Source organism: Pseudomonas corrugata (genome assembly GCF_050920615.1).
Taxonomy (GTDB): Bacteria; Pseudomonadota; Gammaproteobacteria; order Pseudomonadales; family Pseudomonadaceae; genus Aquipseudomonas; species Aquipseudomonas corrugata.
Genome location: NZ_CP130434.1, coordinates 5,261,782 through 5,286,387 on the forward strand (window position 1 = coordinate 5,261,782; position 24,606 = coordinate 5,286,387).

Here is a 24,606-nt window from a genome sequence, read left to right on the forward strand (position 1 = left end):
GCTGTTACCTCTTGCGTAATACATAAACTCGCCACATGGCATAGAGCGGCAGGAAATCCAATTGTTCCTGGATGCGAAACCCAGCCTGCCGAAACTCCTCCTCTACTGTAGCGACCGGTAACACAAATCGATTCTGGTAGTCTTTCTTCCCGCGGATACGCTCCTGACGCTTGCGTTTCCAGGCCTTGAAATTGCCATCGACCCACAATGAAATAATCACGCTGTCACGGCTGACACGCGCAAACTCCTTCAAAATCGCCTGTCGGTGCTCGGCTTCACCGATATGGTGAAGCAAGCGCATGCAAAAAATGCTGTCAACGGCGTTATCAGGCAAGGCTATGTCGAACGCAGAAGTGTGCAAGGGTTGTACCCGTTTTACGACCTCGGCGGGTTGAGACTCCATTGCGGTCTTGATCATGGCCTCGGAATTGTCCGCGCCAATGATGACGCGATTCGGTTTTTCCGCCAGCAAGGACCAGAAACGTCCGGCACCACAAGGCAGATCCAATACCAGCCCAGGGTCACCGGCCAGCGCCAATGCACGCTTGGCCAGTTGTTGATCTCGCCAATTGGAGAGACGGCGACTCAAGCCGCTTCGATGCTTGTGAAAGTACTTCTGGGCATGTTGCTCGTCATACTTTTCGGAAAAATCGAGCTTGATGGGTTTGGGCATTAAGGGGACCTCCATTTCAGACAGGTCCAACCTTATGAAGCGGTATGTCATCGCTTTGTGAAAAAAAAGTCATGCAATCTTCTTAATGATTACAAGATTTTTCAGGACGTACTCACTTCTTCGGATTCAACTCAACTTCGAAACGGCAACCGTTGGGCTCCATCGTGCTGAGGCTCACCACCCAGCCCTGGTTCTCGCAAATCCGCTGCACCAGCGACAACCCCAGCCCAAGCCCCTCGCCGCGCTTTTCATTGCCGCGCACGAACGGTTCGAACATCGCCTCGCGCTTCTCCTCGGGAATGCCCACACCGCTGTCCTCCACCAAGAACCCGGTCTCACAGAGCGTGAGGCGAATGAAGCCCTGGTCGGTGTAGTGCAAGGCGTTGCGCAGCAGGTTGCCCATGACCGCCGTCAGGAACGTGGCGTTATAGAGCGTATCCAGAGGCTGGCCCGGCTCGAAAATCAGCGTCAGGCCTTTGGATTCGATGGCCGCACGCCATGCACCAAGGAGATTTTCCGCCACCTGACCAAGGGTCAGGCGAGGCGACATGCCGTTATCCTCGCGCTGAGCCCTGGCAAGCATCAAGAAGGTTTGCACCAGTTCGCGCATCTCTTCACTGGCTCGGCTGATGCGCTCGACCTGCATGCGACCACGCTGATCCAGCGCCGGGTTTTCCAGCAATAGTTCGCAGGAGGTCGCCAAGACCATCAACGGCGTGCGCAATTCATGGCTGACATCACTGGTGAACAACCGCTCGCGGGTCAAGGCCTGGCGTAACCGCCCCAGTGTCGCGTCGAACGCCACCGCCAGCTCACCCACCTCATCGGCGGCATAATCAGGTGCCAAAGGAGGAGCGAGTCCGAGGAGCTGGTCACGATGCCGTACTTGCCTGGCCAGCCGCACCACCGGCGCCATCACCCGACGCGCCAGGATCCAGCCGAGGAACAAAGCAAGCGCCAGGCTGAGCACGAAGCCCACCAGCACAACGGCGAACAGCACCCGCTCGCGCTCTTCAAAGTCGCTCTGGTCCTGCAGCAACACGTAATGCCGGCCGTCAACGATCTCCACCATGGCGTGATAGGACAATTGTTCGCGAAACACCTCGTGGAAGCCGGGCTCCAGGTGACGCAGATCCTTGGGTAATTCGAAGTCACCCTGGCCGCCGCTGAAATAGAACAACTGGTCAGGTTCCGGACGATGATTCCAGTCCGAGACGCTGTCCATCAGCAACAGGCGTTGCAGGTCGCCACCCAGTCCGGAGGAAATCAGCTTCTCTTCCACCAGGTGCACTGTTGCCACGATCCCCATGGCGAACGCTCCGGCCACTAACGCACTCATCAACGCAAACGCGATGATGATCCGTTGGGCAAGGCTCTGCTTAAACTCCATCGCGGCCCTCGGCCAGGCGATAACCGACGCCGTGCACGGTATGCAGCAATGGCTTTTCGAACGGTTTGTCGATCACCTGGCGCAGTTGGTGGACATGGCTGCGCAGACTGTCGCTGTCCGGGCAATCATCGCCCCACAAGGCTTCTTCAAGGATTTCACGACGCAACACGTGAGGACTCTTCTGCATCAGTACCGCCAGCAACTTCAGACCGACCGGGTTGAGCTTGAGCAATTTACCTTCGCGGGTCACCTCAAGGGTATCGAGGTCATAGCTCAGGTCGCCGACCTGCAACGCACGCCGCCCGCCTCCCTGGGCCCGACGCATGACAGCTTCGATCCGGGCCGCCAGTTCCGACAGGGCAAAGGGTTTGATCAGGTAATCATCGGCCCCGGACTTGAAACCCTGCAGGCGGTCGTCCAGTTGATCCCGGGCGGTGAGCATGATCACCGGCGTATCACGCCGGGCATCTTCACGCAGGCGCTTGCACAAGGTGTAGCCGTCGATGCCCGGCAGCATGATGTCGAGCACGATCAGGTCGTAATGCTCGGTCGCAGCCAGGTGCAACCCCGACAGACCGTCCTGGGCGCAATCGACGGTATAGCCCTTGAGCCCCAGGTAGTCGGCCAGATTGGCCAGGATGTCGCGGTTGTCTTCGACCAGTAGAATTCGCATGGGCACCTCTGCGTATACGGTTAACGGCCGTCTTGGCCCGCGCAGCTTACGGCCAATGACGACTCAGGGCCAGTGGCCTGGAAACATCAAGTGTCAACGCGTTCGAGCACTAACATTATTTATGCGTTTTTCACTATCGATTCACAAACTGACTACAGTGCGGGGATAATACTTTCGCGCTATCGGATTGATATATAAGGAATGTAGTAAATGGACTTTATGAAAATGGCGCCCATGCGCTTCTTGCTGCTGATCACCGGCGCCTGGCTGGTGGTATTTCTTCTGACCCGTACCGTTTTGCTGCTGGCCCACCTGGATGAATCCGGTGGCGGCGCCATCTCGGTCTTCGGCATCGGCCTATTGTATGACTTGGGCTTCCTCGCCTATGCAATCCTGCCGATGGGCCTGTATCTATTGCTCTGCCCAGCGGCCTTGTGGCGCCGTCGCGGCCATCGCTGGTTGCTTCAGGGACTGTTGACGGTCAGTTTGTTCGCCATGCTGTTCACCTCGGTGGCCGAATGGCTGTTCTGGGATGAGTTCGGCGTGCGCTTCAACTTCATCGCCGTCGACTACCTGGTCTATTCCGATGAGGTGTTGAACAACGTGCTGGAGTCCTACCCGATCGGCACCTTGCTGACGATGCTCGCCGTACTGGCGTTGGGTTTGAGCCTGGCCTTGCGCAAACCGTTCCAGGCCGCGCTGGACGCCCCATTGCCAACCTTGCGCGGGCGTCTGGTCAATGCCCTGGGCCTGATGGCCCTCGCTGGCCTGAGCCTGCAATTGCTCAGCCAGGACGCGCCACGCGCCCAGGGTGGCAACGCCTATCAAAACGAGCTGGCGAGCAACGGCCCGTACCAGTTCTTCGCGGCCTTCCGTAACAACGAATTGGACTACGGACAGTTTTACAGCAGCCTGGCGCCGACGGCCGTCGCCCAGCAGATTCGCGCCGAACTGAACGAGCCCAATGCACGTTTTATCGGTGAAGACCCACAAGACATCCGGCGGATGATCGACAATCCCGGCACCCTCCGCAAACCGAACATTGTGCTGGTGACCATCGAAAGCCTCAGCGCCAAGTACCTGGGCAGCAATGGCGACAAACGCGACCTGACCCCCAACCTCGACGCCTTGCGCCAGCAAAGTCTGTATTTCAGTAACTTCTACGCCACCGGTACCCGTACCGACCGTGGCCTGGAGGCCATTACCCTGGCCATTCCACCGACGCCGGGACGTTCGATCGTCAAGCGTATCGGCCGGGAAAGCGGCTTTGCCAGCCTGGGCCAGCAATTGAGCGCGATAGGCTACGACAGCGTGTTCGTCTATGGTGGTCGCGGCTACTTCGACAACATGAACGCTTTTTTCAGCGGCAACGGTTATCGTGTCGTTGATCAGAGCAGCGTCGAGGAGTCCGAAATCCACTTCAAGAACGCCTGGGGCATGGCCGACGAGGATCTGTACAAACAGACGTTGAAACTGGCCGATGCCAACTACGCCAGGCAACGGCCGTTTCTGTTGCAACTGATGACGACTTCCAATCATCGCCCATACACCTATCCGGATAACCGGATTGATATCAGATCCGGCAACGGTCGGGATGGGGCGGTCAAGTACACCGACTATGCCATTGGTCAGTTCCTGGAACAGGCACGGCAGAAACCGTGGTTCGATAATACAATTTTCGTCTTCGTGGCCGACCACACCGCTGGCAGCGCCGGCAAGGAAGACCTGCCCATCAGTAACTATCAGATTCCGCTGTTCATTTACGCGCCAAAGCTGATCGAGCCACGGGAAAACGCCCAACTCGCCAGTCAGATTGACCTGGCTCCGACCTTGCTCGGGTTGCTGAATCTGGATTACAGGTCGACCTTCTTCGGTCGCAACCTGTTGCAGGACAATCCGTTACCGCCCCGCGTCGTCGTCGGTAATTACCAGCATCTGGGCTTGTTCGACGGCAAGGATCTGGCGATCCTCAGCCCGCGTCAGGGCCTGCGTCGGCATGATGATGCACTGACCGAAAGCCGCGAGTCCCGGGCAACCAGTGACGATCCTTTGATCGGCCGCGCCATTACGTATTACCAAACCGCCAGTTATGGCTTCAAGCAACAGCTGCTTGGCTGGAGAGCACCCATGGAGGGTGCCGAGCAAGTCAGCGAACGTTAACCGAACTGCCCCGGGAGGATGGCCTGGGGCGCTTTCTTTGTGCAGGATCCGTCATGCCGTCAAGCGTTCCACGCTCTTCCCCTCGCCCGCTGAATTTCTGGCTATGCCTGGGCATTCCCGTCGTTACGTCGATCATTCTGATCTTGCTGGAATGGACCGACCTGGACATGAACCTTGCCCAGCTGTTCTATGACCCGACCGCTGGCAATTTTATAGGGCGACACAGTTTTTTCCTGGAGGACATCCTCCATGACCGGGCGAAACAAGTGGTCATCGCCTTCTCGGTGTGTTCCATCTTCGGCTTCATAGGCGCTTTTTTCATCAGCCGGCTTAAACCCTTCAAACGTGAGTTGGGCTGCCTGGTGCTCTCCCTGGCGCTGGCGACATCCTTCGTCACTCCGATGAAAGCGGTGACCGCGGTTCAATGCCCCTGGAGCCTGAAGGAGTTCGGTGGCAAGGAAACCTACAGTGAACTGCTGAGCCCGCGTCCAGACACCAACAAACCGGGCAGGTGCTGGCCGGGGGGGCATGCCGCCACCGGATTTACACTGTTTGCGCTGTTCTTCGTATTGCGTGATCGCAGACCACGCCTGGCCCGACGAGCCTTCATATTTGCCTTCACCCTCGGAACGGTGTTCTCTGTGGGCCGGATGATGCAAGGGGCACACTTCTTCTCGCACAACGTGTGGACAGCGGTGTTCTGCTGGCTGATTAGCCTGGGGTGTTATTACTTCGTCCTCTACCGGCCGGCCACGAGGGCAGAGCCCCTGGCCGAAGCACAACCGGTCAATGCCTGAGCAGCATCCGACTGAAACCTGTGGGAGCCAAGCTTGCTCGCGATGACAGCGGGATATCCGACATCATTGCAAACGGATCCACCGCTATCACGAGCAAACTCGGCTCCCACAGAAATTGGCTGAATAGCGAAAGTACTTCCAACGCCAGCCAATAAAAAACCCCGCCTGCTTTCGCAGGCGGGGTTTTTCAGTGCAGGGGGTAAGGCTGGCTTACATCATGCCGCCCATGCCACCCATGCCGCCCATGTCTGGCATGCCGCCGCCAGCTGGAGCGTCTTCCTTGATTTCAGCGATCATCGCCTCGGTGGTGATCATCAGGCTGGCAACGGAGGCAGCAGCCTGCAGAGCCGAACGAGTCACTTTGGCCGGGTCCAGGATACCCATTTCAATCATGTCGCCGTATTCGCCGGTAGCAGCGTTGTAACCGTAGTTACCCGAACCCTGCTTGACCTTGTCGACCACAACGCTTGGCTCGTCACCGGAGTTGGCAACGATCTGGCGCAGCGGTGCTTCGACAGCGCGACGCAGCAGAGTGATACCCACGTTCTGATCGGCGTTGTCGCCTTTCAGTTCGCTGATGGCCTGCAGGGCACGAACCAGCGCCACACCACCGCCAGGTACCACGCCTTCTTCGACGGCTGCGCGAGTTGCGTGCAGGGCGTCTTCAACGCGGGCTTTCTTCTCTTTCATTTCAACTTCGGAACCGGCGCCAACCTTGATGACCGCAACACCGCCGGACAGCTTGGCCAGACGCTCTTGCAGTTTTTCACGGTCGTAGTCGGAGGAAGTCTCGGCTACTTGTGCACGGATCTGGGCAACGCGAGCCTGGATGTCAGTCTCAACGCCGGCACCGTCGATCACGGTGGTGTTTTCCTTGGAGAGGATGACGCGCTTGGCGTTACCCAGGTGCTCCAGGGTGGTGCTTTCCAGGCTCAGGCCGATTTCTTCGGAAATCACGGTACCGCCGGTCAGGACGGCGATGTCCTGCAGCATGGCCTTGCGACGGTCGCCGAAGCCTGGTGCCTTGACGGCAGCCACCTTGACGATACCGCGCATGTTGTTCACAACCAGGGTCGCCAGGGCTTCGCCTTCAACGTCTTCGGCCACGATCAGCAATGGGCGGCCGGCTTTGGCAACGGCTTCCAGCACTGGCAGCATTTCACGGATGTTGGAGATCTTCTTGTCGACCAGCAGGATCAGCGGGCCGTCGAGCTCGGCAACCATGGTGTCCGGCTTGTTGACGAAGTACGGCGACAGGTAACCACGGTCGAACTGCATGCCTTCGACGACAGACAGTTCGTTTTCCAGGCCCGAACCTTCTTCAACGGTGATCACGCCTTCTTTACCGACTTTTTCCATGGCTTCGGCAATGATGTCGCCGATGGAGTTGTCGGAGTTGGCCGAGATGGTGCCTACCTGGGCGATGGCCTTGGAGTCGGCGCACGGCTTGGACAGGGCCTTGAGCTCTTTGACGATGGCGATGGTCGCCTTGTCGATACCGCGCTTGAGGTCCATCGGGTTCATGCCGGCAGCGACGGCTTTCAGGCCTTCGTTGACGATCGATTGAGCCAGGACGGTGGCGGTGGTGGTGCCGTCACCGGCGTCGTCGTTGGCACGGGAGGCAACGTCCTTGACCAGCTGCGCGCCCATGTTTTCGAAACGGTCCTTGAGCTCGATTTCCTTGGCTACGGAAACGCCGTCCTTGGTGATGGTCGGAGCGCCGAAGCTCTTCTCGATGATCACGTTACGGCCTTTCGGGCCCAGGGTCGCTTTTACTGCGTCAGCCAGGACGTTGACACCGGCGAGCATTTTCTTGCGGGCGGAATCGCCGAATTTAACTTCTTTAGCAGCCATGATCGATATTCCTTAAATACTGTGTAGTAGCGGGAAGATGAGCGGGAAATCAGCCTTCGAGGACAGCGAGGATTTCGCTCTCGCCCATTACCAGCAGTTCTTCGCCGTCGACTTTTACTGTGTTGCTGCCGGAGTAAGGGCCGAACACGACCTTGTCACCCACTTTAACGGCCAGCGCACGCACTTCACCGTTGTCCAGCACACGGCCGGTACCTACAGCGAGAACTTCACCGTGGTTGGCTTTCTCGGCAGCCGAACCTGGCAGGACAATACCGCCAAGGGATTTCTTCTCTTCTTCGCTGCGACGGATGACGACGCGGTCATGCAGAGGACGAAGCTTCATTGTCGATCTCTCCTAATTTTGGTTTTCATCGGCCGGTGTAGTCCCGGCGGGTTTAACAAAAGCCGGCATAGCCGGGTGCGGTTCGTCAGTCGAACCGCGGAAGTCTGTCCGGTGTTGCCACCGGAAACCTTGCGGTGACCGATACATAAGGGCGTACAAGGGGATTACAAGGGCTGGATCGAAAAAATTTTCTTCATCGAGCCGAAGACGAACACGGCACCCGAAGGTGCCGTGCGCTGGGTTCTACTTGGAATCGCGGTGTTCGAATTCGCCTTCGATCACATCAGGTTCGCGGCCCAGGGGCTCTCGCGGCGCCGGACCACCGCGGGGCTGCAGGTCGTCGGCGAAAGCCCGCTGGCGCATCGCCTGTTCTTCAGCACGCTGGCGCATCTTGTTGGCCAGCAACCGACGGGTGAAAGGCAGCAACATGATCAGGCCCAACACATCGCTGATGAAACCAGGCAGGATCAGCAGACCTCCGCCCAGGGCCAGCATCAGGCCTTCGAGCATGGTCTGGGCAGGCAGTTCGCCGCGGCTCAGGCTTTCACGGGCACGCAAGGCCGTGGCGAGACCGGCGATGCGCAGCACGAACACGCCGAGCATCGAGCCGAGGATGACCAGCAACAGGGCCGGGAAAAACCCGATCGCACCGCTGACCTTGACGAATACGAACAGCTCCAACACTGGGAACAGCAGAAAGAGCAATAAAAAAGGGCGCATCAAATGGTTTCCTCAACGCAAGAATGCCTAGTGGCCTGTACGGTTGATTTGAGTGCACGAATTAGCCACACAGACCACTAGCTATGAAAACCTAAATGACGTCGCCCTTTCGTGAATTCAAGCGTCGGCCTCGGCATTTTTCGGCCATTCTTCGGCGTGGGCCAGATAAACCAAGGCTTCACGGACTTGTGTCGGCGTATTGCAGGGCGCCGGAAATGCCAGCCAATACAACCCCTGACCAATGCGCAGGTGCATGCCTTCGCTATCGATGCCCACCAGTTGCGCCGCTTCGGTCCTGGGCAAGTCGGCCAGATCGACGTAATGGGCGATGGCCTTGGCGTGATCCGCATTCATGTGCTCGATCATGCTCGCCTCGGCTTTGCCGGCAAAGGGATTGGCCAAGGTGATCTGATCGAACCAGTGAATGGCGCCAAAACCGCCGATGTAACGATGGCGCACCGGATCGAGCACCCAAAAATCGAAATCGTGGGCCTTGTGGTAGTTCTGTGATTCCGGGAAGTAGCGGTAATAACGCTCGGCCGCAGCGTCGATGGCGGCGCTGTCTTCAAGTTTGCGCGCCTCGGCCAGGTAGGTCAGGCGCCCCACGGCTTGCACGTCTTCGGCGCCTCGCTCCCCCACCAGCAGGGAACACTTGGGGTTCTTCTGCAGGTTATGGGTGTGCTGGGCGATGCGGCTGATCAGGATCAACGGCCGCCCCTGCTCGTCCAGGCAATATGGCACGACAGAGCCGAACGGGAATCCAGGCATGGATTTGGAATGGGTGGAGAGCATTCCACGGTATTCCTTGAGCAGTAATTCTCGGGCATGCTTGACAGCGTCAACGCTCAATTTATGACTCCTTCGATAAAATTCGTCTAAAAACGCTCAGACACCTGGACATAAGAATGCAACTCACTGACAAAGTAATCATTATCACCGGCGGTTGCCAGGGTCTGGGCCGCTCCATGGCGGAGTATTTCGCCGGCAAGGGCGCGAAGCTCGCCCTGGTTGACCTCAACCAGGAGAAACTCGACCAGGCCGTTGCCGCCTGCGTGGCCAAGGGCGTCGAAGCCCGGGCCTACCTGTGCAACGTGGCCAATGAAGAGCAAGTGAGCGACATGGTCGCCCGGGTCGCCGAGGATTTCGGTGCGATCCACGGGTTGATCAACAACGCCGGGATCCTGCGTGACGGCCTGCTGCTCAAGGTCAAGGACGGCGAAATGACCAAGATGAGCCTGGCCCAGTGGCAGGCCGTGATCGACGTCAACCTCACCGGTGTATTCCTGTGCACCCGTGAAGTGGCGGCGAAAATGGTCGAACTGAAGAACAGCGGCGCCATCATCAATATCTCGTCGATCTCCCGGGCCGGCAACATCGGCCAGACCAACTACTCGGCCGCCAAGGCCGGTGTGGCAGCCGCCACCGTGACCTGGGCCAAGGAACTGGCGCGCTACGGCATTCGTGTAGCCGGCATCGCACCGGGCTTTATCGAAACCGAGATGACCCAAAGCATGAAACCCGAGGCCCTGGAAAGAATGACGTCCGGGATTCCCCTCAAGCGTATGGGCCGGCCCGAAGAAATCGCTCATTCAGCGGCCTATATCTTCGAAAACGACTACTACACCGGACGAATCCTGGAGATGGATGGCGGGTTGCGGATGTAATACCGCCACAAAAACCAGTGTGGGAGCGGGCTTGCTCGCTCCCACACCGGCTCGCCTATTGTCAATCGTCGCTGACAGTGATGTTCGGCATCGCCGGTGCAGCGGCCTCCTGCAACACGATCCGTGCGCCCACATGACGGGCCAATTCCTGATAGACCATGGCGATCTGGCTGTCCGGCTCGGCGATCACCGTCGGCTTGCCGTCGTCGGCCTGCTCGCGGATCAGCATCGACAACGGAAGCGAAGCCAGCAATTCGACGCCGTACTGAGTCGCCAGCTTCTCCCCGCCGCCTTCGCCGAACAGATGTTCAGCGTGCCCACAGTTCGAACAGATGTGTACCGCCATGTTTTCCACCACGCCCAACACCGGGATGTTCACCTTGCGGAACATCTCCACACCCTTGCGAGCATCCAGCAGGGCCAGGTCCTGGGGAGTGGTGACGATCACTGCGCCGGCCACCGGGACTTTCTGCGCCAGGGTCAGTTGGATATCCCCAGTGCCGGGCGGCATGTCGATCACCAGGTAATCCAGGTCGCCCCAAGCGGTTTGCGTCACCAGTTGCAGCAAGGCGCCGGACACCATCGGCCCGCGCCAGACCATCGGCGTGTTGTCGTCGGTCAGGAAGGCCATGGACATGACCTCCACGCCATGGGACTGGATCGGCACGAACCATTTCTGGTCCTTGACCTGCGGCCGGGTGCCTTCGGCAATGCCAAACATGATGCCCTGGCTCGGACCGTAGATGTCCGCATCGAGCATCCCGACCTTGGCCCCTTCACGGGCCAGGGCCAGGGCCAGGTTGGCGGCGGTGGTGGACTTGCCCACGCCGCCCTTGCCCGAGGCCACGGCAATCACATTCTTGACGTTCGCCAACCCCGGCACCTGCGCCTGGGCCTTGTGGGGGACGATCACGCTGGTGACATCGACCTTGGCGGTGCTCACACCGTCCAGGGCCTCGATAGCCATTTGCAGCATCTGCGCCCAACCGCTCTTGAACAGATCGGCAGCGTAGCCGATTTCCAGCTGGACACTGACACGATCACCCTGGATGTCGATACCGCGCACGCATCCGGCGCTGACCGGGTCCTGGTTCAGGTAGGGGTCGGTGTATTGGCGAAGGACGGCTTCCACCGTTGCGCGATTGACGGCGCTCATGGGCAACTCCGATAGCAGGACTGGAAAAACAGGTCGCTATCCTAGACCCGATTACCGATTTGTGAATACTTTTGTGGTGAGGGATTTAGCGAAACGTCGCACCGCCCCGCTGGGGTGCGAAGCAGCCCCTTGAATCTGCCAACCCGGTGTGCCTGCCCATTCGAGTCGACTGACTTGGGGGCGCTTCGCACCCCGGCGGGGATAAATCCCCTCGCCACAGTTCACACTTTAGCCACCCCGAAACCGGCCCGAAGGATGAAAAAAAGCCGCCGCCGCTTTATAGTGGCCGACCTCCGTTTCATCAAGTAGCCGAGCCCCATGTCCGAGCCACGCAAGATCCTCGTCACCAGCGCCCTGCCCTACGCCAATGGTTCGATTCACCTCGGCCATATGCTGGAGTACATCCAGACCGATATGTGGGTGCGCTTCCAGAAACATCGCGGCAACCAATGCATTTATGTCTGCGCCGACGACGCCCACGGTTCGGCCATCATGTTGCGCGCGGAAAAGGAAGGCATCACCCCGGAGCAACTGATCGCCAACGTCCAGGCCGAACACAGCGCCGACTTTGCCGAATTCCTGGTGGACTTCGACAATTTCCACTCCACTCACGCCGAAGAAAACCGTGAGCTGTCGAGCCAGATCTACCTGAAGCTGCGTGACGCCGGGCACATTGCCACCCGTTCGATCACCCAGTATTTCGACCCCGAAAAGAAAATGTTCCTCGCCGACCGTTTCATCAAGGGCACCTGCCCGAAATGCGGCACCGAGGACCAGTACGGCGACAACTGCGAAAAATGCGGCGCGACCTACGCACCCACCGATCTGAAGGACCCGAAATCGGCGATCTCCGGCGCTACCCCGGTGCTCAAGGACTCCCAGCACTTCTTCTTCAAGCTGCCGGACTTCCAGCAGATGCTGCAGACCTGGACCCGCAGCGGCACCTTGCAGGACGCCGTCGCCAACAAGATCGCCGAATGGCTCGACGCTGGCCTGCAGCAGTGGGACATCTCCCGCGATGCGCCGTATTTCGGCTTCGAGATCCCCGACGAGCCGGGCAAATACTTCTACGTCTGGCTGGACGCGCCCATCGGTTACATGGCCAGCTTCAAGAACCTCTGCAACCGCACGCCGGAACTGGACTTCGACGCGTTCTGGGGCAAGGACTCCACCGCCGAGCTGTACCACTTCATTGGCAAGGACATCGTCAACTTCCACGCCCTGTTCTGGCCCGCAATGCTCGAAGGTGCCGGCTTCCGCAAGCCGACCGGCATCAATGTCCACGGCTACCTGACCGTCAACGGTCAGAAAATGTCCAAGTCCCGCGGCACATTCATCAAGGCCCGCACCTACCTCGATCACCTGTCGCCGGAATACCTGCGCTACTACTACGCGGCCAAGCTTGGCCGTGGCGTCGACGACCTGGACCTGAACCTCGAGGACTTCGTGCAGAAGGTCAACTCGGACCTGGTGGGCAAGGTCGTCAACATTGCCAGCCGTTGTGCCGGCTTTATCCACAAGGGCAACGCCGGTGTGCTGGTAGCGGGTAATGCGGCACCGGAACTGACCGACGCGTTCCTGGCCGCAGCACCAAGCATCGCCGAAGCCTACGAGTCCCGCGACTTTGCTCGTGCCATGCGCGAGACCATGGCCCTGGCCGACCGTGCCAATGCCTGGATCGCCGATAAGGCGCCGTGGTCGCTGAACAAACAGGAAGGCAAGCAGGACGAGGTCCAGGCGATCTGCGCACTGGGCGTCAACCTGTTCCGCCAACTGGTGATTTTCCTCAAGCCGGTGCTGCCGCTGCTGGCCGCCGATGCCGAGGCGTTCCTGAACGTCGCGCCGCTGACCTGGAACGATCACCAGACCCTGTTGAGCAACCATCAGTTGAACGAGTTCAAGCCACTGATGACCCGCATCGATGCCGCCAAGGTGCAAGCCATGACCGACGCCTCCAAGGAAGACCTGGCTGCCAGCCAGACCGACACCGGCGCTGCAACCGGCAACGGCGAACTGGTCAAGGACCCGCTGTCGCCGGAAATCGAGTTCGACGCGTTTGCCGCCGTTGACCTGCGCGTAGCGCTGATCGTCAAGGCCGAGGCCGTCGAGGGCGCCGACAAGCTGCTGCGCCTGACCCTGGACATCGGTGATGAGCAACGCAACGTGTTCTCCGGCATCAAGAGCGCCTACCCGGACCCGGCCAAGCTCGAAGGCCGGTTGACGATGATGATCGCCAACCTCAAGCCTCGCAAGATGCGCTTCGGCATCTCTGAAGGCATGGTGATGGCGGCGGGCCCAGGCGGAGAGGAAATCTATCTGCTGAGCCCCGACAGCGGCGCCAAGCCGGGTCAGCGGATCAAATAAGACGACTGCGCGCCGTACCGATCCCACAGACGCTGTGCCAGCGGCTGTGGGATTTTCATATCTGGCCTGCCGGATAATGCCTAATCTTGTAACAGGTCCTTTTGTCGCCTAATACATCATGTCCGACATCCTTCTCACATTGCTCGGCACTGCCCTGATCAACAACCTGGTGTTGCATTGGCCACTGGGCGTCGATTCGCTGTTGAAGGCAGGCGGAAGACGGCAGGTCCATGCCCTGGGCCTGGCCTCGACATGCCTGATGCTGATGGTCGGCACCCTGGGTTATCTGATCGACCACTGGTTGCTGATCCCGGCTAACCTGACATCGTTGCGCCTGTTCGCCTGGCTGCCCTTGAGCATCCTGCTGATCAGGCCTTTGCTGCGTCTGCTGGCGCGTTGGCAGCCAGCATTGCCATTCGAAGGGTTGTGGCCACTGTTGCTTGGCAATGCCGGCATACTGGGTGTCACACTGATCAATAGCCTGGACGACCAGGGGTTGGCCCACGCCATCGCCTTGAGCCTGGGTGCCGGGCTGGGCTTCTGGCTGGTGCTGAGCCTGTTCGACGATTTGCGCCAGCGCACGCTCGATAACGATATTCCCCTGCCCTTTCGAGGCCTGCCTGTTCAGTTGATTGCCGCCGGGTTGATGGCGGTGGCGTTCCTTGGATTACGCGGGCTGGTCAAAACATGAATCTGATTCAACGCATCGACGCCCTGTTACCGCAAACCCAATGCGGCAAGTGCGGTCATCCGGGGTGCAAGCCCTATGCAGAAGGCATCGCCAAGGGCGAGCCGATCAACAAGTGCCCACCCGGTGCAAGCGAAACCATCGCCGCCCTGGCCGACCTGTTGAAAATACCGATACTGGAGCTGGATACCAGCCGGGGCTCGGCCCCTGCGCAAATGGCCTTTATCCGTGAGGCCGAATGCATCGGCTGCACCAAGTGCATCCAGGCCTGCCCGGTGGACGCGATTGTCGGCGCGGCAAAGCTGATGCACACCGTCCTCATCGACGAATGCACGGGCTGTGATCTTTGCGTGGCCCCCTGCCCGGTCGACTGCATTGAAATGCGACCCTTGCCGATGACCACCGTGCTGCCGATTGTCGGAGGCCTGGCCTTCAGTCCCGAGGAACAACAGGCACGTACGGCCAAGCGCAACCATGCCCGACGGCGCTTCGAACAACGCAATGCGCGCTTGCATCGTGAAGAAGAACAGCGTCAGGCCCAGCGCCTGGCCCGAACCCAGCACGCCGCCAAAAGCCAAGCTCAACCCCAGGAGCTCGATCCGGTGCAAACCGCACTGGAGCGAGTACGCGCGCAAAAAGCCGCCAGTGCCGATGCCGCGCTTAAAAAGGCCAAGGTCGACCTGGCCATGAGCCGGGCACAATTGAACAAATCCTTGAAAGCATTCGGCCATCCGCCGACCTTTGAGCAGCAATCGCAATTGATTCTGCTGCAACGCCAATACGAAGCGGCGGAGCAGGCCTTGGCGCAGCTGGAAAACACCGCGCCGTCCATCGCACCCGCCCCCGTGCCGTCGCAGGACGCTGAATTGAAACGTGCGAAGATCCAGCTGGCGATGCGGCGCGCCGAACTCAGCAAAGCCCGGGCGGCGCAAGCCTCGGACGCAGAGGTACAGGCGTTGGAACAAGCGGTAAGAATCGCCGAACGTCAGGTCGACGCCCATGTCACTTCCTGAGGCCCCGGATGAGCGCCTACGGCAAGCGATGATGCGCGTGCTGTTGGCCACGTTGCCCGGCGTGCTGGCACTGATGTGGTTTTATGGCTGGGGCGTATTACTCAACCTGTTGCTGTCCGGGATCACCGCGTTGGCAGTCGAAGCACTGGTGCTGCGCTTGCGGCATCGACCGCTCAAACCCGAGCTGAACGACGGCAGCGCGCTGGTCAGCGCCACGTTGCTGGCCCTGGCGTTGCCGGCCTACTGTCCATGGTGGCTGACGGTTACTGCGGCCGCTTGCGCCTTGTTGTTCGGCAAGCATCTCTGGGGCGGCGTCGGCAACAATCCGTTCAACCCGGCCATGCTCGGTTACGCCCTGGTGCTGGTGGCGTTTCCCGCCCACATGAGCCAATGGCCGTTGCCCCACGGCGTCGGCTTGCTTGAAAGCCTGCAACAGGTGTCAGGCATTCATTCCACACCCGATGCCTGGGCCGGCGCGACAGCGCTGGACAGCCTGCGCATCAACAACAGCCTGACTATTGACGAGTTGTTCGCCAGCAATCCGGCGTTCGGACGTTTCGGCGGGCGCGGGGCCGAGTGGATCAACCTGGCGTTCCTGGCGGGCGGCCTGTTTCTGCTGCAGCAACGTGTATTCAGCTGGCACGCGCCGGTGGGGATGCTAGCCGGCCTGTTCACCATCAGCCTGTTGTGCTGGAACGGCTCCGGCTCGGACTCTCATGGTTCACCGCTGTTTCATCTGCTGACGGGGGCGACCCTGCTGGGAGCGTTTTTCATCGTGACCGAACCGGTTTCAGGGCCCAAGGCACCGCATGCGCGCCTGCTGTTCGGCGCAGGCGTGGGTTTGCTGGTCTACCTGATCCGTATCTGGGGCGGCTACCCGGACGGCGTAGCGTTTGCGGTGTTGTTGATGAACCTCGGGGTGCCGGCGCTGGAGCGTTTCGTCGAAGCCCGGCAAGGACGGCAAGCGCCATGAGAAACCCCGGCGGCCTCGCCCTCCTGGCGCTGTTGACCGCTCTGGGTCTCGGCGCCACTTATCTCACGCAAATCGGCACTGCCGAGCGTATTGAGGTCCAGCAACAGACCCTCGCGAACAGAACGCTGCTCGAGGTGTTGCCGACCAACCTTTACGACAACCAGCCATTGTCACAACCGGTTCTGACAGACCCGGTCCCACTGGCCCATAGCACCCTGCTGGACGGTTACCTCGCGACCCGTAACGGCCAGCCCGCTGCCGTGCTGTTACGCAGTCAGGCGTTGGGCTACGAAGGCAGCATCGAACTACTGATCGCCATCGACCCGTTGGGTCGCCTGCTGGGCGTGAAAACCCTGCGCCAGGCCGAAACGCCGGGCCTGGGCGCGGCAATTGCCGGTTGGCCGAACGCCTGGTTGCAGAGTTTCAACGGCAAATCCCGTGAGGCCCCCAGCGACAGCGGCTGGGCCTTGAAAAAGGACCAGGGGCAATTCGATCAACTGGCCGGCGCGACGGTGACATCCCGGGCAGTGCTCCAGGCCGTTCACGATGCGCTGCGCTATTTCGACGAACACAAGGCATCCTTGACCAGAGGCGTTGCCCATGAATAAACAGTCACTGACCCACGGCCTTCTGCTCGTGCCTTTGGTTGGCGCCAGCAATTCATTGGTCAATGCGCTGGGCCTATGGGTGGCGTGGACGTTGATCAGCGGCGGCCATGGCTTGGCGATGGGCCTTGTGCGGCCGCGCCTGAGCGCTCATCAGCGCTTACTGACGTCCATCGTCCTGGCCGCTACCTTGACCGCCTGCGCCAGCCTCGCCGCGCAGGCCTGGCTGCTGGAATGGTACCGGCCGCTGGACCTTTACGTCGGCTGGATAGCCTTGAGCTGTGTGGCGCTGGAACACGACCGCTCTTTCATCGAGTCACGCTGGCCAGGCTATATCATGCTGGCAGGGCTGTTCGGCCTGTTGATGATCGGCTTGGGCGCCCTGCGCGAACTGATCGGCAACGGCACGCCTCTGGCCGTGCTGGCCCCGGGAGGATTCCTGCTGCTCGGCCTGTTGCTGGCGGCGCACCAGGCTTGGAGGCCTGCCAAAACCCAATCAACTCTTGAGGAAACGCCGCGCCCATGAACGCCGCAAAACGCCTGGAAATATTTCGTCGCTTTCACGAAGACAACCCCGAACCGAAAACCGAGCTGGCCTATTCCTCACCGTTCGAGCTGTTGATCGCGGTGATCCTCTCGGCACAGTCCACCGATGTCGGCGTCAACAAAGCCACGGCCAAGCTGTTTCCGGTGGCCAACACTCCAGAGACGATCCATGCCTTGGGCGTCGAGGGGCTATCGGAGTACATCAAGACCATCGGCCTGTTCAACAGCAAGGCAAAAAACGTGATCGAAACCTGCCGCCTGCTGATCGAGCGCCATGGCAGCGTCGTTCCCCAGACCCGCGAAGCGCTGGAAGCCCTTCCCGGGGTTGGCCGCAAGACCGCCAACGTGGTGCTCAATACCGCATTCCGCCAGTTGACCATGGCAGTGGATACCCACATCTTCCGCGTCAGCAACCGGACCGGCCTGGCGCCGGGCAAGAACGTGGTGGAAGTGGAGAAGAAACTGATGAAGTTCGTACCCAAGGAGTATCTTCTCGACTCCCATCACTGGCTGATCCTGCATGGGCGCTACGTTTGCCTGGCTCGCAAGCCCCGCTGCGGCAGTTGCCGGATCGAAGACTTGTGCGAATACAAGGACAAGACCTCTGACGATTGAGGCGTTATTGCTTTTATCGATCCATCGATTGAAAAAATCTTTTTTACCCGCCCGTGGTTTATCGATATAAGGAGCCCCAAAGGCAGTCTTAGCCTGGAGTCGAACCCATGAGTACTGGCAAAGAACAATTGGATGTAGAAGACGATTTCATCGCTGTTGAAACCGAAGACACCGAACCGGTGGTGGAAGTGCCCAAGACCAATCTGAGCAAGCGCCGCACCATCGACAACCTGCTGGAAGAGCGTCGCCTGCAAAAGCAGCTGGCCGATTACGATTTTGACCTCTGACACGTAAAAGCCTCCCTGGTGGAGGCTTTTTACTGAGTACGCGTGACCGAGACCTCACACCAACCCGTTACGCTGCGCCAGTTCGATCAGGTCGACCAGCGAACGGGCATTGAGCTTCAACAACAAACGGGTCTTGTAAGTACTGACGGTCTTGTTGCTCAAAAACATCCCATCCGCAATTTCCTTGTTGGTTTTTCCGCGAGCCAGTTGCTGCAGTACCATCATTTCTCGTCCGGACAAGCGATCCACCATATCGGATTCGCTGGCATTGCCAAGACTCGAACGCACAGTGTGCAACGCCTGGTTGGGAAAGTAGCTGTAGCCGGAGAGGACTGCTTTTATTGCACTCAACAGTTCAGTGAGATCCTGTTGCTTGCAGACATATCCGGCCGCCCCCGTCTGCATGCATCGCATCGAAAAATGCCCGGGTGCCTGGGAAGTCAGTACCAACACTTTCAACGGCGAGGGGTTGGCAGTCAGACGCGCTATGACCTCCAGCCCATCCAGTTTCGGAATTCCAATATCCAGGATGACAATATCAGGCGCTTGTTCCCGGGCAAGTTGTAACGCATCGACGCCGTTATCCGTTTCGGCAATAACTTCATAACCATGACGCTCCATCAGTAAACGTACAGCAAGACGAATGACGGGATGATCATCGACGATCAGCACTTTATTCATGGGCAAATCCAACTTCGCTGTTCGAATTTTTAGAGCAGGCACAATAGCCTAGTCATTTCTACCTTGGCATGCCGCGCCCCCTGGCCGCCCACACCGAAAGACGCAACCTACAGGCAACACAGAAAATTCCTACAAATTCCCGTGGAAATAATGTGCCATGAGTGGGTCAGCAGAACGCGGACTGCGCTTTCATGGCTCCCGCAGCTCTATGAATAGCGCGACTTTATCCTTGTGTAACCGTCCTTAGTACATATGCATAGAGACTCGGCCGCTCATGAAAAGTAACTGAATTATTTATCCATAAATGGCATTTTCTCCCACCCATCCAGCAGAATTCATATAAAAGAACAGAACCCTCAAATAGCAATCACAACAAGACAGCCAGCCCCTTATAGACTCAAACTCATTGAACCCTGTAATCCATTAAACCTTACCCCACTTAAACTATCGAACTGGACCACGCATGAGCGTTTACCATGAACAAGCCGTTGAAAACCATTGCAAACCCCATGACTCTCATAGCCATATTCGCAACCTTATCCGAAACCTCCGCGGCGATTTCCTTGCCGTTCCTGGATGATCAGGATCGTAAATATTATTTGTGGTTCCTGATCAGCTTTCCTTTTTATCTCCTGCTTCTTTTTTTCGTCACGCTCAACTTCAACTATCGCTCGTTGTATTCCCCTTCAGACTTTCGCAAGAACAAACACTTCGTCAAGACCATGGATGACCCGACGTGCCGCGGTAAACGCGCGTTCCGTCATCCCTACAAGATAAAGAAATGGCGGGTGCGCCGTCAGCGGGCAAAGCACGACCCACGGCGTGTGATTCTTCTCGTGTGCTCCCCTTCGGAACGACTGATCGAAGTCAATCGGGCAACAGGGTCAAAACAGGCTATGGAGCACGCAGAGAGCGTCGTGTACGTCATGTACAACCAACGACAGGACCGGCGTTGTGCCGGACGGATGAAGATCAGGAGAAAGCGCCACAGCAGAACGCAGCACAGGCAGGAAAAGCAAAAAAAACGGCCTGCTCAAGGCAGGCCGCTTTCACATCGGCAGGATCAGAACAGCTTGCGACCCTTGTTCGCCGCAATGCGCATGCGCAAGGCGTTGAGCTTGATGAACCCGGCCGCATCGGCCTGGTTGTAGGCGCCACCGTCTTCTTCGAAGGTCGCGATATTGGCATCGAACAGCGAATCGTCGGACTTGCGTCCGGTCACGATCACGTTGCCCTTGTACAGCTTCAGGCGTACGACACCGTTCACATTGACCTGGGAGGCGTCGATCATCTGTTGCAGCATCAGGCGCTCAGGGCTCCACCAGTAGCCGGTGTAGATCAGGCTGGCGTACTTGGGCATCAGCTCGTCCTTGAGGTGCGCCACTTCGCGGTCCAGCGTGATCGATTCGATTGCCCGGTGAGCGCGCAGCATGATGGTGCCGCCTGGGGTTTCATAGCAACCACGGGACTTCATGCCGACATAACGGTTCTCGACGATGTCCAGGCGACCGATGCCGTGTTCGCCACCAATGCGGTTCAGGGTCGCCAGCACGGTGGCCGGGCTCATTTCCACGCCGTCCAGTGCGACGATATCGCCGTTGCGATAGGTCAGCTCCAGGTATTGCGGGGTATCCGGGGCCTTTTCCGGGGAAACGGTCCAGCGCCACATGTCTTCTTCGTGCTCGGTCCAGGTGTCTTCCAGCACGCCACCTTCATAGGAGATGTGCAGCAGGTTGGCATCCATCGAGTACGGGGATTTCTTCTTGCCGTGACGCTCGATCGGGATCGCATGCTTCTCGGCGTAATCCATCAGTTTTTCGCGGGACAGCAAGTCCCATTCGCGCCACGGAGCAATGACTTTCACGCCGGGCTTGAGGGCATAGGCGCCCAGTTCGAAACGCACCTGGTCGTTGCCTTTGCCGGTAGCGCCATGGGAAATGGCGTCGGCGCCGGTTTCGTTGGCGATTTCGATCAGGCGCTTGGCAATCAGCGGACGGGCGATGGACGTACCGAGCAGGTACTCGCCTTCGTAAACGGTATTGGCACGGAACATCGGAAACACGAAGTCGCGGACGAACTCTTCGCGCAGGTCATCGATGTAGATCTCTTTGACGCCCATGGCCTGAGCCTTGGCGCGTGCAGGCTCGACTTCTTCGCCCTGCCCCAGGTCAGCGGTGAAGGTCACCACTTCGCAGTTATAAGTGTCCTGCAGCCACTTGAGGATCACCGAAGTGTCCAGGCCGCCGGAATACGCCAGAACGACCTTGTTTACGTCCGCCATGCCATCACTCCACGGGTTGTACGGAAAGCCGTGAAGTCTAACGTCCGGCGCAGATAATTTACAGAGGCGCGACAGCTTATGACGACGAAGCGACAGATTATGTCGACCGCGCGACGACAGCGCTTCAGGATGTCCGTGCGGTCGCAGCCGCGGCGGGCTTACCTGGAGCTGGAGCTGGAGCTGGAGCTGGAGCCGGTGCCTTGGCCGGAGCCGCAGCGGGGGCCGCCGGCTGCGGCGCCGGCGTTTCGGTGGGAGCAACGCGGGACAACTGCACCACGACCCGGCGGTTCCTGGCCCGATTGGCGGCGCTGGTGTTGGGCACCAGGGGATAACGCTCGCCATGGAAGCGCACGGTGATCTGCGACTCCTGGAAGCCATTGGCCTTGAAGAAATCCATGACCGCCAGCGCTCGGCGGCGCGACAGTTCACGATTGGTCAACCGGTTGCCACTATTATCGGAATGGCCATCGAGTTCGACGTGATTGACGCTCGGGTCAGCCTTGATGAAATCGAGCATCACCTGCAGTTGAGCCTTGGCCCGTGCATCGAGGTCGGTCCCTTCGCCAGGAAAGCCGATCTGGGTCTGCTTCACCTGCTCGAAGTTTTTTGGCAACAATTTCGCCACGCAGCCCTGGTAGTCACTGAACGCCTTGTTGAAGTGCACGGGCAGCAGCCGGACTTCCGACACATGCCCATCCCCGGTGTTGCGACGCACCACCGGGCTACGCCCCTCCATCAAACCGCTGATCAAGCGACCCGCCTGGATCTGGGAGCTGTCGAACAGCACATCGCCACTGCCGATCCTGACCGATCCCAGGTTGATGTCGCCCCGCCCCGGTTGCCACGGTGCAGCCGCCGCCAGCAGGGTAGCCGACCCGCCCCCCATCATCGGGTTATAGGCCTTGAGGCGGAATGTCGCCTGCTCGCCCGCCCGACGCACGAATTCGCCGCTGCCGAAATCGGTGATCGGCTGGCTCAGCCGGCACTCGAACTTGTCGCCTTCAACCGTCCACTCAATGCTCTCCAGACGGGTCTGGAAAGTGAGCGCCATGGCAGGAAGGCTGGCAAACACACTGAGCAAGGCTAGATAACGCTGGCGCACGGGAGGCTCCACTGGCTTTTATACGAAATTCGATACTCGCTGAGAGTATGACGCCGGCCCGAGACACTGCACGGATTCGGTTCATACCTGAAGGGGCTATCGGTAACTTGCGGCAAAACTTGATAGCGGGTGCCTGTATCGGTCTTTTCCGGTAGCATTCCCCAGAGTTTGACCCGCCTGGAAGCCCCCCAATGTCCGACCGCCTGACCCTGCTGCGTCCCGACGACTGGCATATTCATCTTCGCGATGGTGCTGTGTTGACCCATACCGTCGCCGATGTCGCGCGCACCTTCGGGCGCGCAATCATCATGCCTAACCTGGTTCCCCCGGTGCGCAATGCCAGCGAGGCCGACGGCTATCGCCAGCGTATCCTTGCCGCCCGCCCGGCCGGCAGCCGCTTCGAACCGCTGATGGTGCTGTACCTCACCGACCGTACCCAGCCCGAAGAAATCCGCGATGCCAAGGCCAGCGGCTTCGTCCATGCCGCCAAGCTGTACCCTGCCGGCGCCACGACGAACTCGGACTCCGGTGTCACCAGCATCGACAAGATATTTCCGGCGCTGGAGGCCATGGCCGAAGTCGGCATGCCCTTGCTGATCCACGGTGAAGTCACCCGCGGCGACGTCGACGTATTCGACCGCGAGAAGATCTTCATCGACGAGCACATGCGCCGCGTCGTGGAGCGCTTCCCGACACTCAAGGTCGTGTTCGAACACATCACCACCGGCGACGCCGTGCAGTTCGTCAACGAGGCCCCGGCCAACGTTGGCGCAACCATCACCGCGCATCACCTGCTGTACAACCGCAACCACATGCTGGTGGGCGGGATCCGGCCGCATTTCTATTGCCTGCCGATCCTCAAGCGCAACACACATCAGGAAGCCCTGCTCGACGCCGCCACCAGCGGCAGCGCCAAGTTTTTCCTCGGCACGGACTCGGCGCCCCACGCCCGCCATGCCAAGGAAGTGGCCTGCGGTTGCGCCGGTTGCTATACCGCCTATGCCGCCATCGAGATGTACGCCGAGGCATTCGAACAACGCAATGCGCTGGACAAGCTCGAAGGCTTCGCCAGCCTCCATGGCCCACGCTTCTATGGCCTGCCGATGAACACCGATCGTATTACCCTGGTCCGCGACGAATGGACCGCCCCCGCCAGCCTGCCCTTTGGCGAGCAGACTGTCATCCCGCTGCGCGCCGGTGAAAAACTGCGCTGGCGCCTGCTGGAGGAAAGCGCGTGAGTGAAGAGCATTTCGATGACGAACTGGACGGCAACGGCGGTTCAAGCGGCCCTCGCCACCCCATGGCTGCGCGGTTCCGCGGTTACCTGCCGGTCGTGGTCGACGTAGAGACTGGCGGTTTCAACTCTGCCACCGATGCGTTGCTGGAAATTGCCGCGACCACCATCGGCATGGACGAAAAAGGCTTTGTGTTCCCCGACCACACCTATTTCTTTCGCGTAGAACCCTTCGAAGGCGCCAACATCGAAGCCGCGGCCCTGGAATTTACCGGGATCAAACTCGATCACCCATTGCGCATGGCCGTCAGCGAAGAAACGGCTCTGACCGATATCTTCCGCGGCGTGCGCAAGGCGCTGAAGGCCAACGGTTGCAAACGCGCAATCCTGGTCGGCCATAACAGCAGCTTCGACCTCGGTTTCCTCAACGCGGCCGTCGCGCGCCTGGACATGAAGCGCAACCCGTTCCACCCGTTCTCCAGCTTCGATACCGCAACCCTGGCCGGCCTTGCGTATGGCCAGACCGTGCTGGCCAAGGCCTGCCAGGCTGCCGACATCGACTTCGACGGCCGCGAAGCCCACTCGGCCCGCTACGACACCGAGAAGACCGCCGAGCTGTTTTGCGGGATCGTCAATCGCTGGAAGGAGATGGGTGGCTGGCAGGATTTCGACGATTGAAATAGGCCCCTGTGGCGAGGGATGTATCTGTGGCGAGGGGATTTATCCCCTCACCACAAGTACTGCGTTTCAGTTTGAAACGCCCATAAAAAAACCGGCCCATCGAGAG

The 24,606-nt window shown here is 59.4% G+C and carries 25 protein-coding genes; 14 read left to right on the plus strand and 11 right to left on the minus strand.

What is annotated here, in order from left to right:
* Positions 1–4: 4 nt before the first annotated feature.
* The 3 genes from QZH45_RS23515 to colR form a co-directional block, all read right to left on the minus strand.
* Positions 5–673: a class I SAM-dependent methyltransferase gene (locus QZH45_RS23515; RefSeq protein ID WP_024779531.1), complete on the minus strand. Its 669-nt coding sequence runs from the start codon at positions 671–673 to the stop codon at positions 5–7.
* A gap of 112 nt (positions 674–785) precedes the next feature.
* Positions 786–2,063 carry a sensor histidine kinase gene (locus tag QZH45_RS23520; protein ID WP_024779530.1) on the minus strand — a complete coding sequence of 426 codons (1,278 nt, stop codon included), beginning with the start codon at positions 2,061–2,063 and terminating at the stop codon, positions 786–788.
* The gene (gene colR, locus QZH45_RS23525; protein ID WP_024779529.1) at positions 2,053–2,736 is read right to left on the minus strand and encodes a two-component system response regulator ColR; all 684 of its coding nucleotides are present in this window, start codon (positions 2,734–2,736) and stop codon (positions 2,053–2,055) included. Before colR ends, QZH45_RS23520 begins: the two co-directional genes overlap by 11 nt.
* 210 nt (positions 2,737–2,946) lie before the next feature.
* Between colR and QZH45_RS23530 the strand changes: the two genes are divergently transcribed.
* The gene (locus QZH45_RS23530; RefSeq protein WP_024779528.1) at positions 2,947–4,896 is read left to right on the plus strand and encodes an LTA synthase family protein; all 1,950 of its coding nucleotides are present in this window, start codon (positions 2,947–2,949) and stop codon (positions 4,894–4,896) included.
* A gap of 53 nt (positions 4,897–4,949) precedes the next feature.
* Positions 4,950–5,693 (plus strand): phosphatase PAP2 family protein, encoded by a 744-nt coding sequence (locus QZH45_RS23535; RefSeq protein WP_024779527.1) that lies wholly within the window; start codon positions 4,950–4,952, stop codon positions 5,691–5,693.
* Positions 5,694–5,903: 210 nt separating this feature from the next.
* Here the strand turns inward: QZH45_RS23535 and groL are convergent, their stop codons facing one another.
* The 4 genes from groL to QZH45_RS23555 all read right to left on the minus strand — a co-directional run bounded on the left by groL (position 5,904) and on the right by QZH45_RS23555 (position 9,459).
* A complete protein-coding gene (gene groL, locus QZH45_RS23540) occupies positions 5,904–7,547 on the minus strand; it encodes a chaperonin GroEL (protein ID WP_024779526.1) in 1,644 nt (547 codons plus the stop codon).
* 49 nt (positions 7,548–7,596) lie between these two features.
* Entirely contained in the window at positions 7,597–7,890 is a 294-nt protein-coding gene (locus QZH45_RS23545; protein ID WP_024779525.1) for a co-chaperone GroES, read from the minus strand.
* A gap of 243 nt (positions 7,891–8,133) precedes the next feature.
* Entirely contained in the window at positions 8,134–8,610 is a 477-nt protein-coding gene (locus QZH45_RS23550; RefSeq protein WP_024779524.1) for an FxsA family protein, read from the minus strand.
* 117 nt (positions 8,611–8,727) lie between these two features.
* Positions 8,728–9,459, minus strand: coding sequence for a HugZ family protein (locus QZH45_RS23555; protein ID WP_024779523.1), 732 nt, complete (start codon positions 9,457–9,459; stop codon positions 8,728–8,730).
* A 56-nt stretch (positions 9,460–9,515) separates the two neighbouring features.
* On the opposite strand from QZH45_RS23555, the gene QZH45_RS23560 reads away from it, so the two are divergent.
* Positions 9,516–10,274 (plus strand): SDR family oxidoreductase, encoded by a 759-nt coding sequence (locus tag QZH45_RS23560; RefSeq protein WP_024779522.1) that lies wholly within the window; start codon positions 9,516–9,518, stop codon positions 10,272–10,274.
* A 61-nt stretch (positions 10,275–10,335) separates the two neighbouring features.
* Here QZH45_RS23560 and apbC read toward each other — a convergent pair whose 3' ends face one another.
* On the minus strand, positions 10,336–11,430 hold the full coding sequence (gene apbC / locus QZH45_RS23565) for an iron-sulfur cluster carrier protein ApbC (RefSeq protein ID WP_024779521.1): 1,095 nt from the start codon (positions 11,428–11,430) through the stop codon (positions 10,336–10,338).
* 318 nt (positions 11,431–11,748) lie between these two features.
* Between apbC and metG the strand changes: the two genes are divergently transcribed.
* The 8 genes from metG (at position 11,749) to QZH45_RS23605 (ending at position 18,521) form a co-directional block, all read left to right on the plus strand.
* Entirely contained in the window at positions 11,749–13,794 is a 2,046-nt protein-coding gene (gene metG / locus QZH45_RS23570) for a methionine--tRNA ligase (protein WP_024779520.1), read from the plus strand.
* Between the two features lie 118 nt (positions 13,795–13,912).
* Positions 13,913–14,485, plus strand: a complete 573-nt coding sequence (locus QZH45_RS23575; RefSeq protein ID WP_024779519.1) for an Rnf-Nqr domain containing protein — start codon at positions 13,913–13,915, stop codon at positions 14,483–14,485.
* The gene (gene rsxB / locus QZH45_RS23580) at positions 14,482–15,495 is read left to right on the plus strand and encodes an electron transport complex subunit RsxB (RefSeq protein ID WP_024779518.1); all 1,014 of its coding nucleotides are present in this window, start codon (positions 14,482–14,484) and stop codon (positions 15,493–15,495) included. Before QZH45_RS23575 ends, rsxB begins: the two co-directional genes overlap by 4 nt.
* A complete protein-coding gene (locus QZH45_RS23585; protein ID WP_024779517.1) occupies positions 15,482–16,468 on the plus strand; it encodes an RnfABCDGE type electron transport complex subunit D in 987 nt (328 codons plus the stop codon). Before rsxB ends, QZH45_RS23585 begins: the two co-directional genes overlap by 14 nt.
* Complete coding sequence (locus QZH45_RS23590) at positions 16,465–17,076, plus strand: RnfABCDGE type electron transport complex subunit G (protein ID WP_024779516.1); 612 nt, start codon at positions 16,465–16,467, stop codon at positions 17,074–17,076. Before QZH45_RS23585 ends, QZH45_RS23590 begins: the two co-directional genes overlap by 4 nt.
* The gene (locus tag QZH45_RS23595; RefSeq protein WP_024779515.1) at positions 17,069–17,599 is read left to right on the plus strand and encodes an Rnf-Nqr domain containing protein; all 531 of its coding nucleotides are present in this window, start codon (positions 17,069–17,071) and stop codon (positions 17,597–17,599) included. Before QZH45_RS23590 ends, QZH45_RS23595 begins: the two co-directional genes overlap by 8 nt.
* Positions 17,596–18,234 carry an endonuclease III gene (nth, locus tag QZH45_RS23600; RefSeq protein ID WP_024779514.1) on the plus strand — a complete coding sequence of 213 codons (639 nt, stop codon included), beginning with the start codon at positions 17,596–17,598 and terminating at the stop codon, positions 18,232–18,234. The genes QZH45_RS23595 and nth overlap by 4 nt, the downstream gene beginning before the upstream one ends.
* A 107-nt stretch (positions 18,235–18,341) precedes the next feature.
* Positions 18,342–18,521 carry a PA3496 family putative envelope integrity protein gene (locus QZH45_RS23605; RefSeq protein ID WP_024779513.1) on the plus strand — a complete coding sequence of 60 codons (180 nt, stop codon included), beginning with the start codon at positions 18,342–18,344 and terminating at the stop codon, positions 18,519–18,521.
* Positions 18,522–18,575: 54 nt separating this feature from the next.
* Here the strand turns inward: QZH45_RS23605 and QZH45_RS23610 are convergent, their stop codons facing one another.
* On the minus strand, positions 18,576–19,202 hold the full coding sequence (locus QZH45_RS23610; protein WP_024779512.1) for a response regulator transcription factor: 627 nt from the start codon (positions 19,200–19,202) through the stop codon (positions 18,576–18,578).
* 476 nt (positions 19,203–19,678) lie between these two features.
* On the opposite strand from QZH45_RS23610, the gene QZH45_RS23615 reads away from it, so the two are divergent.
* Positions 19,679–20,353 carry a hypothetical protein gene (locus tag QZH45_RS23615; RefSeq protein WP_069018312.1) on the plus strand — a complete coding sequence of 225 codons (675 nt, stop codon included), beginning with the start codon at positions 19,679–19,681 and terminating at the stop codon, positions 20,351–20,353.
* Here QZH45_RS23615 and QZH45_RS23620 read toward each other — a convergent pair.
* Together QZH45_RS23620 and QZH45_RS23625 are read right to left on the minus strand one after the other, a co-directional pair.
* Positions 20,266–21,483 (minus strand): argininosuccinate synthase, encoded by a 1,218-nt coding sequence (locus QZH45_RS23620; RefSeq protein ID WP_024779511.1) that lies wholly within the window; start codon positions 21,481–21,483, stop codon positions 20,266–20,268. The genes QZH45_RS23615 and QZH45_RS23620 overlap by 88 nt on opposite strands.
* A 124-nt stretch (positions 21,484–21,607) precedes the next feature.
* Positions 21,608–22,585 carry a flagellar protein MotY gene (locus tag QZH45_RS23625; RefSeq protein ID WP_313923028.1) on the minus strand — a complete coding sequence of 326 codons (978 nt, stop codon included), beginning with the start codon at positions 22,583–22,585 and terminating at the stop codon, positions 21,608–21,610.
* Between the two features lie 191 nt (positions 22,586–22,776).
* On the opposite strand from QZH45_RS23625, the gene pyrC reads away from it, so the two are divergent.
* Entirely contained in the window at positions 22,777–23,823 is a 1,047-nt protein-coding gene (pyrC, locus tag QZH45_RS23630) for a dihydroorotase (protein WP_055135744.1), read from the plus strand.
* Complete coding sequence (rnt, locus tag QZH45_RS23635) at positions 23,820–24,497, plus strand: ribonuclease T (protein WP_024779508.1); 678 nt, start codon at positions 23,820–23,822, stop codon at positions 24,495–24,497. Before pyrC ends, rnt begins: the two co-directional genes overlap by 4 nt.
* The last annotated feature ends 109 nt before the right edge of the window (positions 24,498–24,606 follow it).